This window comes from Haloparvum sedimenti, assembly GCF_001462205.1.
Classification (GTDB): domain Archaea; phylum Halobacteriota; class Halobacteria; order Halobacteriales; family Haloferacaceae; genus Haloparvum; species Haloparvum sedimenti.
The window spans coordinates 50,339-59,150 of the sequence record NZ_LKIR01000127.1 but is presented as its reverse complement, the minus strand read 5'-3'; the positions used below and the strand labels follow the sequence as shown (position 1 = coordinate 59,150).

Annotated in this window: 10 protein-coding genes and 1 pseudogene; 5 read left to right on the top strand and 6 right to left on the bottom strand. The window is 70.0% G+C overall.

Annotation, left to right across the window (positions count from 1 at the left end):
- A pseudogene (locus tag AN233_RS10380) lies at positions 1-608 on the top strand (DUF790 family protein); the annotation flags it as partial.
- Positions 609-795: 187 nt separating this feature from the next.
- Here AN233_RS10380 and AN233_RS10375 read toward each other — a convergent pair.
- Together AN233_RS10375 and AN233_RS10370 are read right to left on the bottom strand one after the other, a co-directional pair.
- Positions 796-1,326, bottom strand: coding sequence for a DUF7122 family protein (locus tag AN233_RS10375; RefSeq protein WP_058366714.1), 531 nt, complete (start codon positions 1,324-1,326; stop codon positions 796-798).
- Positions 1,323-2,303, bottom strand: a complete 981-nt coding sequence (locus tag AN233_RS10370; RefSeq protein WP_058366713.1) for an RsmB/NOP family class I SAM-dependent RNA methyltransferase — start codon at positions 2,301-2,303, stop codon at positions 1,323-1,325. Before AN233_RS10370 ends, AN233_RS10375 begins: the two co-directional genes overlap by 4 nt.
- A 123-nt stretch (positions 2,304-2,426) precedes the next feature.
- Between AN233_RS10370 and AN233_RS10365 the strand changes: the two genes are divergently transcribed.
- A complete protein-coding gene (locus tag AN233_RS10365; RefSeq protein ID WP_058366712.1) occupies positions 2,427-3,167 on the top strand; it encodes a proteasome assembly chaperone family protein in 741 nt (246 codons plus the stop codon).
- Between the two features lie 40 nt (positions 3,168-3,207).
- Here the strand turns inward: AN233_RS10365 and AN233_RS10360 are convergent, their stop codons facing one another.
- Positions 3,208-4,608 carry an isochorismate synthase gene (locus AN233_RS10360; RefSeq protein WP_058366711.1) on the bottom strand — a complete coding sequence of 467 codons (1,401 nt, stop codon included), beginning with the start codon at positions 4,606-4,608 and terminating at the stop codon, positions 3,208-3,210.
- Between the two features lie 59 nt (positions 4,609-4,667).
- On the bottom strand, positions 4,668-5,261 hold the full coding sequence (locus AN233_RS10355; RefSeq protein WP_058366710.1) for a sulfite oxidase-like oxidoreductase: 594 nt from the start codon (positions 5,259-5,261) through the stop codon (positions 4,668-4,670).
- A 176-nt stretch (positions 5,262-5,437) separates the two neighbouring features.
- Between AN233_RS10355 and AN233_RS10350 the strand changes: the two genes are divergently transcribed.
- From AN233_RS10350 to AN233_RS10340, 3 genes are all read left to right on the top strand, one after another.
- Positions 5,438-5,656 carry a ribbon-helix-helix domain-containing protein gene (locus tag AN233_RS10350; RefSeq protein WP_058366709.1) on the top strand — a complete coding sequence of 73 codons (219 nt, stop codon included), beginning with the start codon at positions 5,438-5,440 and terminating at the stop codon, positions 5,654-5,656.
- Positions 5,657-5,762: 106 nt separating this feature from the next.
- The gene (locus tag AN233_RS10345) at positions 5,763-6,041 is read left to right on the top strand and encodes a UPF0058 family protein (RefSeq protein ID WP_058366708.1); all 279 of its coding nucleotides are present in this window, start codon (positions 5,763-5,765) and stop codon (positions 6,039-6,041) included.
- An 83-nt stretch (positions 6,042-6,124) separates the two neighbouring features.
- Positions 6,125-7,792 carry a rhomboid family intramembrane serine protease gene (locus AN233_RS10340; protein WP_058366707.1) on the top strand — a complete coding sequence of 556 codons (1,668 nt, stop codon included), beginning with the start codon at positions 6,125-6,127 and terminating at the stop codon, positions 7,790-7,792.
- A gap of 37 nt (positions 7,793-7,829) precedes the next feature.
- Here the strand turns inward: AN233_RS10340 and AN233_RS10335 are convergent, their stop codons facing one another.
- Both AN233_RS10335 and AN233_RS10330 read right to left on the bottom strand, forming a co-directional pair.
- Positions 7,830-8,468, bottom strand: a complete 639-nt coding sequence (locus AN233_RS10335) for an METTL5 family protein (RefSeq protein WP_058366706.1) — start codon at positions 8,466-8,468, stop codon at positions 7,830-7,832.
- A partial coding sequence (locus AN233_RS10330) for a hypothetical protein (RefSeq protein WP_245626055.1) occupies positions 8,468-8,812 on the bottom strand: 345 nt, incomplete at its 5' end. The genes AN233_RS10335 and AN233_RS10330, both read right to left, overlap by 1 nt.

The window sequence follows — 8,812 nt, the reverse complement described above, 5'->3', positions numbered from 1 at the left end:
CGCGCGTGATGATCCCCGACTTCGCGTTCGACTACGAGCACGACGACTTCCGCGTCTTCTTCGAGGTGATGGGCTTCTGGACGCCCGCGTACGTCGAGAAGAAGCTGGACCAGCTCGATCGGCTGGAGGACGTAGAGATGGTCGTGGCGGTCGACGAGAGCCTCGGCGTCGGCGAGGAGATCGCCGCCCGCGACCACCGCGTGGTCTCGTACGCGGGCGACGTGCGCGTCAAGGACGTGGTCGACGTGCTCCGCGAGTACGAGGCCGACCTGCTCGCGGACGCGGCCGCGGCCCTCCCCGAATCGCTCAGCCCGGACGCCGACGTGGTGATGCTCGCCGCCCTCGCCGACGAGTACGGCGTCGCGGTTGAGGCCGTCGAGGACCGGACGTTCCCCGACCACGAGCGCGTCGGACGGACGCTCGTCAGGCCGGCGCTCCTCGACGATTTGCGGGACCGGATCGAGCCGGGGATGGACTTCGGTGCGGCCGAGGAGGCCCTGCGAGACGCGGGTATCGAGGACGCCAGCGCCGCGCTCTCGCGGCTCGGCTACCGCGTCGCGTGGGAGGGGCTCGGCGGCGGGACCGTCCGCGAGAAGGACGACGCGTAACGCGTCCGACCCCTTTTGACCGATAGCGCGCCACTCACCCCGTGACCTGACGACGCGCCGCGCGGCGGGCCACTCGGTCGATGCGACACGTCGCCGCGCGGACTCGTTCGGAGCCCCACGGCCGGCTCCACCTCGTGTCGCCTGTTCGCCAGCCTCGTTCGTCGGTGTGCCGCGCGCCACGCGTCCGCTACTCGGTCAGCGACCCGAGCTCCTCGCGGCTCCCCTTGGGCACGCGCGAACGCAGTTCGCCGTGGAGGTAGAGCCCGACGCCGATCGGCTCCGTCTCCCCGGCGATCTCGTGGGCCGCGATCAGATAGCCCCAGTCGCCGTCCCACCGCTCCACCTCCTGATCCTCGCCGGCCGCGAACCGGCGGGCCTCCTCGTCGTCCAGCACCACGAGGTTCCGGGTCGCGTGGCTTCCGAACCGGGAGACGGCGCGCGTCGTCGGCTTCCAGTGTTCCTGTCGCGTCCGCAGGAACGTCATCCCGATCGCCTCGATCCGGACGCCGTCCGGCGCGTCGCCGTTGTAGATCCAGATCTTCCCGGCGCCTTTCTCCCAGAAGGAGTAGCCGTCGAACAGCGACGGGTTCACACCGAACCGCTCGGCCCACCAGTCGACGACCTCCTCGCGCGTCGCCCGTCCAGGGACCTCGCGCTCCGCCGCGGTCGCCGGCAGTCGGTCGAACCGGTGGCCGTCGTTGGTCGGCTCGTCGCTCACGCCGCCACCTCCTCGTCCGCGGCCGGCTCCTCGTCCACGGTTTCCCCGTCCGCGGCCTCGGCGTCCGACTCGCCGCCGACGCGGAGCTTCGCACAGAAGAACCCGCCCGTGTCGTTGTGGTGCGGATAGACGCGGTGGGCGCGTTCGACGCTCGGGTCGTACGTCTCGCCGTCCCACTCCGTGACTCCGGGAACCGTCTCCAGCGGCAGGTCGAACGGGACGAGTTCGCAGTCCTCCGCCTCGAGGACGTGGTCCAGCACCGCCTCGTTCTCCTCGGGCGCGAACGTGCACGTCGAGTAGACGACGGTGCCGCCGGGCCTCGTCGCCTGCACCGCACGGGTCAAGATTCCCTTCTGAATCCCTGCGACCTGCTCGACGTGGTGGAGCGTCCACTCGTCGAGCACGTCCGGGTTCTTCCGACAGGTTCCCTCACAGGAGCAGGGGGCGTCGACCAGCGCGCGGTCGAACGCGTCGAACGCGAACGGCTTCAGGGAGAAGTTGCGAGCGTCCTGGTTCGTCACCGCGACGTTCGTGACGCCGAGTCGCTCGGTGTTGTGTCTGAGCGCGGACAGCCGGCCGAGGTTGTTGTCGTTCGCGACGACCGTCCCGATGTCGTCCATCGCGGCCGACAGCTGGGTCGTCTTGCTCCCCGGCGCCGCGCAGGCGTCCCAGACGCGTTCGCCGGGCTGCGGGTCCAGCGCGAGCCCGGGCAGTACCGAGACCTCCTCCTGTCCGTGGAGCCAGCCGTGGAAGTAGGCCCAGTTCGTCCCCGGACTCCGGTCCGGGAGCCGGAAGAGGTCGTCGTGCCAGTCGACCGGTTCGAACGTCACGCCTTCCTGTTCGAGCGCGCGGACCGCACGCTCCCGGTCCGTCTTCACCGTGTTGACGCGGACGACAGAGGGGAGCGGCCGGTCGCAGGCTGCCCGGAACGCCGCCGTGTCGTCGACGAGCGGCTCGTACCGCTCCAGTGGGTTCATACGCGCCGTTTCGCGCCGGCGGCTTTGTCGGTTTCGGAGGACCAGCGGCGCCGATCGAGGGCCATCCTGACGAGTTGCGGTCGACGGGGGGCTATTTACTCGCTTGGGGCCCTACGGGTCGTCATGGCGCGTATCAACGTCGTCGCCGACGACATCGACCTCGCGGAACCGCTGCTCGTCGAGGGACTGCCCGGCGTCGGCCTCGTTGGGAAGATCGCTGCGGACCATCTGGTCGAAGCCTTCGAGATGACCCACTACGCCAACGTCCATTGCGAGGGCCTGCCCGCGGTCGTCACCTACGGCGAGGGCGACCCCGATCTGACGAGCCCCGTGCGGCTGTACGCCGACCCGGATCGGAACCTCGTGGTGCTCCAGAGCGACGTGCCCGTCTCGCCCACGGCCGCGACGGAGTTCGCGGACTGCGTCTCCGGCTGGCTCGACGAGGAGGGCGTCACGCCGCTTTTTCTCTCCGGGTTGCCACGGGAGAAGGGACCGGAGCCGCCGGCGATATACGGGGTCGCGAGCGGCGAGGGGCGCGAGCTGCTCGCCGACGCGGGGATCGACGATCCCGCGGAGCCGGGGCTCGTGTCCGGACCGACGGGGGCGCTGCTGTCCCACGCCGTCGAGCGGGACGCGACCGCGGTCGGACTCGTCGTCGAGTCGGATCCGGAGTTCCCCGATCCCGAAGCGTCGCGGATCCTGATCACGAAGGGGATCGAGCCGCTGTCGGGGGTCGACGTCCCCACCGACGACCTCGTCGATCACGCCACGGAGATCCAGCGCGCGAAGGAACAGCTCGCACGCCGGATGCAGAACGCCGAGGAGGAGAGCACGCAGGCGACGCCGCTGCGGATGTACCAGTAGGCGGGGCGTCGCCCCGTTGGGGGCTGCGGCCCGTGGCGCCTCAATCGCGTTCCAGCTCGTCGAGGATCGGGCGGTACTTGAGTTGGACCTCGTCCCACTCGCGGTCCGGGTCGGAGTCGGCGACGATCCCGACGCCGGCGAACAGCGTCGCGCGCCGGCGCGCGACGACCGCCGACCGGATCGCGACCGCGAAGCTCCCGTTTCCGGCGGCATCGATCCAGCCGACAGGGGCCGCGTACCAGCCGCGGTCGAACGGCTCCGTTGCACGGATCGTCTCGAGTGCGGCATCCGGTGGGAGTCCCCCGACCGCGGGCGTCGGGTGGAGAGACTCCACCAGGTCGAGGACGTGGTGGTCGTCGTTCAGTTCCGCCGTGATCGGCGTATGGAGGTGCTGGACGGTCGCCAGTCGCTTCACCCGACGCTCGCCGGTCGCGATGGAGGCGGCGAAGGGGTCGAGTTGATCCCGGATCGCGTCGACGACGATCTCGTGTTCGTGGCTGTTCTTCGCGTCCGCGAGCAGCTCTTCGGCGAGCCATTCGTCTTCTTCGGGCGTCTCGCCGCGACCGGTCGTCCCGGCGAGTGCGTCGGTCTCGACGGTCCGGCCGCGAAGCGAGACGAGCCGCTCAGGTGTGGCGCCGATGAACGCCGTTCCTCCGGCGTCCGGCTCGATACAGAACCGGCGACAGTCCGGGTACGCCTCGGCGAGCCGCTCGAGCGTCGCTCCCCACGACAGGTCCGCACCGAGATCCGTCTCCAGCGCCTGCGCGAGCACGACCTTTCGGAGCCGGCCGGACTCGATCCGGTCGATCGCCGCCTCCACGCCGGCCCGCCAGTCGGTGAGCGTCGTCGTCCGGCGCCGCGCCTCAATCCCGGGGCGTGGCGGCCGCGGCCGCTCGTCCGCGAGTCCGGAAAGTGACTCGCGCTCCGCGTCGAGGCGACGCTCGACCGCGTCCGGATCCGCGTCCGGTCCGGCGGCGTTGACCGTGAGCCAGACGCCGTTGTCGGCGAACGTCACCTGCACGCGCGGGAAGACGAAGCGGGCGTCGGGGAAGTCGGACCACGCACCACCTCCGTCGTCTGCCCCGGTGGGTTCGGGCACCGCGGCCGCCTCGCTCTCCGCGACGGACCCGTCGCGTTCTCCGCGGTCGGCGTGGAACGAGAACCCGCCGAACAGCCGGGGACGTGCGGCCTCGGTTCCGGCGTGAACGTCGCCGGAGCGGAACAGCGCCTCGGCGGCGTCGCGGACCGCCGCGAACCGGTCGGGGCTGTCGGCGGTCAGGGTCGCGGCCGCGCCGCCCGCGACGACCGTCGCCTCGCCCGGAGCGCTCCAGACCGTCCGCGGCGCGTCCAGCGCGTCGAAGGCGGCGCGGAACGCCGGCGGGTCTATCCGGGTCGCCCGGCTCACGAGCGTCGGGCGGTCGGTCGAACGTGGCGACTCCATTAAAAGAAGGTCGGGCCCCCGGCTCCTTTACCCTAACTATCGGAGACCTGCCGGGGACATCAGCTGTACCGTTCCTCGTTCCACGGGTTCGCCGTGTTCGAGTAGCCGCGCTTCTCCCAGTAGCCCCGCTCCGGTTCGGTGAGGAACTCCACGCCGTCGACCCACTTGGCACCCTTGTAGGCGTACTTGTGGGGCGTGACGACGCGGAGCGGTCCGCCGTGGTCCGCGGGAAGCTCCTCGCCGTCGTAGTCGTAGACGAACAGCACCGCATCGCGGTCGCACTCGGAAAGCGGGAGGTTCGTCGTGTAGCCGTCCATCGCGTGGAACATCACGTGGACCGCGTCGTCGTCCACGCCGGCGCGCTCCGCGATTTCCGGAAATGGGACGCCGGTGAACTCGCAGTCGAACTTGCTCCAGCCGGTGACACAGTGGAAGTCCTGTCGCTGGGTGACGCTCGGGAGGTCGCGGAACTCCTCGTAGGAGAACGTGAGCGGCTCCTCGACCGCGCCGAAGACCTCGAACGCCCAGTTCTCACGCGTCCACGACGGCGTGCCGCTCTTCGAGAGCACCGGGAACCGGTCGGTCTTTCGCTGCCCCGGCGGAAGCCGCTCGTCGCCGTACTCGCGGTAGAGCTGGGTGACGTCCTCGACCATACACGGGATCGGGGCCCGGTTTACGTATGGTTAACGACTCGGCGGTTGTTCTGAGAACACGAAGGCAATTTCTCCCAGTGGAAATCTCCGTTCCCCCAGTCAAACGATCTCTTTGCTTCTCCCCCGAGACTCGCCAGCAGATTTATATACACCGTCCGTTTACGCGGCAACAGAGAATGCCCAACGTCGAGATAACCGTACCCGAGCACTTGGAGATGCAGATCGCCCAGATGGTCGAGAAGGGCGAGTTCCTGAACCGCGAAGAAGCCATCGAGGACCTGCTGTCGACCGGCATCAAGGCCTACAAAACGAGCGGTCCGACCGACGAGGAGGAGGGGCCGTCCTTCGAGGAGGAGGGCGGGATGATGGGTCACGAGGACGAGTACGTTTTCTGACGTGCCGCGCTGAATCGCCGCGAGACGTTCCGAGTCGCCCGCGAGCGTGCCCGCGTGCGAGGATTCCCCAATAACTCTTAAAGGGGTCTCACCCCTTCGTGGAAGCATGCACAAGGAAGAACTCCTCGAGCTCCACGACGAGATGGTCACCATCATGGAGTACTTCGAGCAGCGCGAGAACGTCGACGAGGACCTCTTCGAGGCGTACCACCAGTTGGACGTCGACCCCTCACACGTCCATAAGTCCAAGAGCGAGCACAAACACGCCGTCTTCGTGCTCGGCAACGCCCTCGCGACCGCGATGAGCGAGGACGAGTTCTCCGCGGCCGGCCGCGTCGGCAAGCGCATGCAGGAGCTGGCCGACGACGCCGAGAGCAAGATCTGATCGCTTCTTCCGGTCCCGGCCGGCCGCGCTAACCGCGACGCCGGCCGCGCCATTCATTAGCGCGCCCGTCCGAACACGGGCACATGGTGCTTGACGCGGTGCCGGTTCACCGGCTGGCCGTCGTCGTCGCGTTTCTGGTCGCGGTGGGGGTCGTGTGGTCGATCGACCGTCCGCGAGGCGCCTGGGGGCGGCGCCTCAGGTCCCGGCTGCTGCTCGGCGTCCCGTGGGGGACGCTCCTCTCGGTCGCGTTCGTCGTCTGTGTCTACCTCTTCGTGCAGGGCGGGGTCCGGAACCCCTATCGGCCCGTGGTCATCCCCTTCCGCGCGTGGTCGTACCTCTACCCGGAGGGGATGATCTGGGCCGGCTTCGCGCACGCGAACTTCGGTCACGTCACCGGCAACTTGCTGGGGACGCTCGTCGCCGGAACCCTCGCGGAGTACGCGTACGGCCACTTCCCGCGCGGTCGCGGCGCGTCGTCGTTCTCCTCGCTTCGGCGGAACCCCTACGTTCGCGCGTTCGCGTTCGTGCCCGCGGCGGTGTTCGTCTGCGGGCTGTTGACCGCGCTGTTCGCGCTCGGTCCCGTCATCGGTTTCTCGGGCGTCGTCTTCGCGATGTGGGGCTTCGCGCTGGTCCACTATCCGCTCGGCGCGGTGATCGCGCTCTCGGGGTCCTCGCTCGTCCGCCTGCTGTGGAACGCGCTCCGGAACCCCGTGGTCGAGGCGTCCGCGGGGCCCTCCTACTCGGCGCCGTGGTGGGCCGGGATCGCGGTTCAGGGACACGCGCTCGGGCTTTTTCTGGGCGTTTTCGCGGGGCTGTACGTCCTCCGTAACCGCGACGAGCGGCCGACTGGACTGCGTCTGTTCGCGGGGACTCTTCTGTTCGGGGCCTCGCAAGGGCTCTGGGCGGTGTACTGGTACCTCGGCAACGAGAGTTACCGGCTCTTCCGCGCGGTCGGGACGAGCCTGGTCGTCGTGCTGGCGGTCCTCGTCACGGCTGCGGGCGCGGCGAGCGCGGCGCCGCTCCTCCGGCGGTGGGCGGTCGACCGGCCGGAGGGGTTCCGAGAGGCCGCCCGGTCGGCCTCGCCCCGGGCGATCGCGCTCGTGGTGCTTTGTCTCGGCTTCGGCGTCATCGTCGGTCCCGCGGTCCCGGTCAACATGATGACCACGACCGACGAACCGCTCCCGGGTGACCCGGTCGAGATCGAGGGCTACGAGGTTACCTACGCCGAAGACGTGCGCGATCAGACGGTGTCGGTGATCGACGTGGAGGCGTTCAACCAGTCGACCGCGGTCAACACCTCCGGCGTCATCGTGCGCAACCCGGACAGACACATCTGGACGACCGCGTTGACGAAGGGGCGGCTCGCAGAGGACGGCGCGGGCCAGGTCCGAGTCGGCGGGACCGGTTGGCGGGAGGACGTGAACGTTCGGCGGGCCGGCTGGCGCGCGGTCGGCGGCGACCCGACGTACCGGATCGACCTCGCGCACGACGGCGAGACGAGGACAGCGTTCGTCTCGCAGCCGAGCGAGGCGGAGGCGACCATCGACGGTCGGAACGTGACGGTCGCGGCGGTCGAGGGCGGCTTCGACCTCCGGGTGACGGCGGGCAACGAGACGGCACGCGCCGCGCTCCCGGCGACCAACGAATCCGTCGTCGTCGGCGGGATCACCTTCGAGCGCGAGGACCGACGCCTGTACGCGGAGCGTGGCGAGACTCGAGTCCGGATCGCGAACGCGGAGCGGTACAGCTGAGCGCGCTGGGGGACGGTTCTTCGGGCGACAGGACGGATCAGACGGAGCCGTCGGCGTCCCACTCGATGCGGAACACCTCGGCATCGATCTCGGTCCGCGCTTCGGTGTGGTGCTCGAACTGCCTGTCGAGCTCGAAGCTCGCGCCGAAGGCGTGGGTCACCGTCCCGCCGTTGTCTCCGGCGAAGGACTCGACGAACTCGCGGCTGCCGGCGTTGTGGACGGAGTAGGAGACGGCCGAGACCTCCGCGGCGGTCGCGAGGAAGGCGCGGTCGGCGTGCTCGTTCCCGGTCTGCGCGCCGAACGGCGGGTTCATGACGACGGTCGCGGGGTCGGGGACCGACAGCGGCGCGCGCGTCGCGTCGCCGCGGACCCAGTGGACCGGGGCGCTGGCGGCGACGCGGCGCTCGTTCTCGCGGGCGACCGCGAGCGCGCTCGGGTCGAGTTCGAGGCCGACGACTCGGGCGGGACCGCGGAGGGCGGCGGCGAGCGCGAACATCCCGGTGCCGGCGCCGAGATCGATGACGGTACGGGCCTCGACGTCTCCGTGGAGGTCAGCGAGGTGGACGACGTGTGCGGCCAGTTCCGGCGGCGTGGGGTACTGTTCGAGGGCGGCGCGCGGGTCGTCGAAGCCGGCGACCACCGCCAGCTTGGTCTCGAGCGCGCGCTTGGTTGCCATCAGGCCGAAGCCACGTCGGCCTCGCCCGTAAGCGTGAGGGTCACGCCCTCGCGGTCGGCACGCTCGGCCAGCGCCGCGAGTGCGGGCTCGACCTTCGCCGGCTCTGCGACCTCGTCGACCGCGAGTTCGATGCGTCCGGCCCCGAGGAACGACGCGGCGCGAACGTAGCCGCGCAGCCGGTCGGCCTCCTCCTGCGTGGCCAGCGAGCAGTCCTCCGCGAAGCAGGCGTCGACCGAGAGGGTCGCCGGCTGATAGTTCTCCGCCGACAGCGCGCTCTTGAGGTCGCGGAGGTACTCGGGCGCGGTGCTCTCCAGGTCCGACCCGTCCACGACGACGGGTTCGAC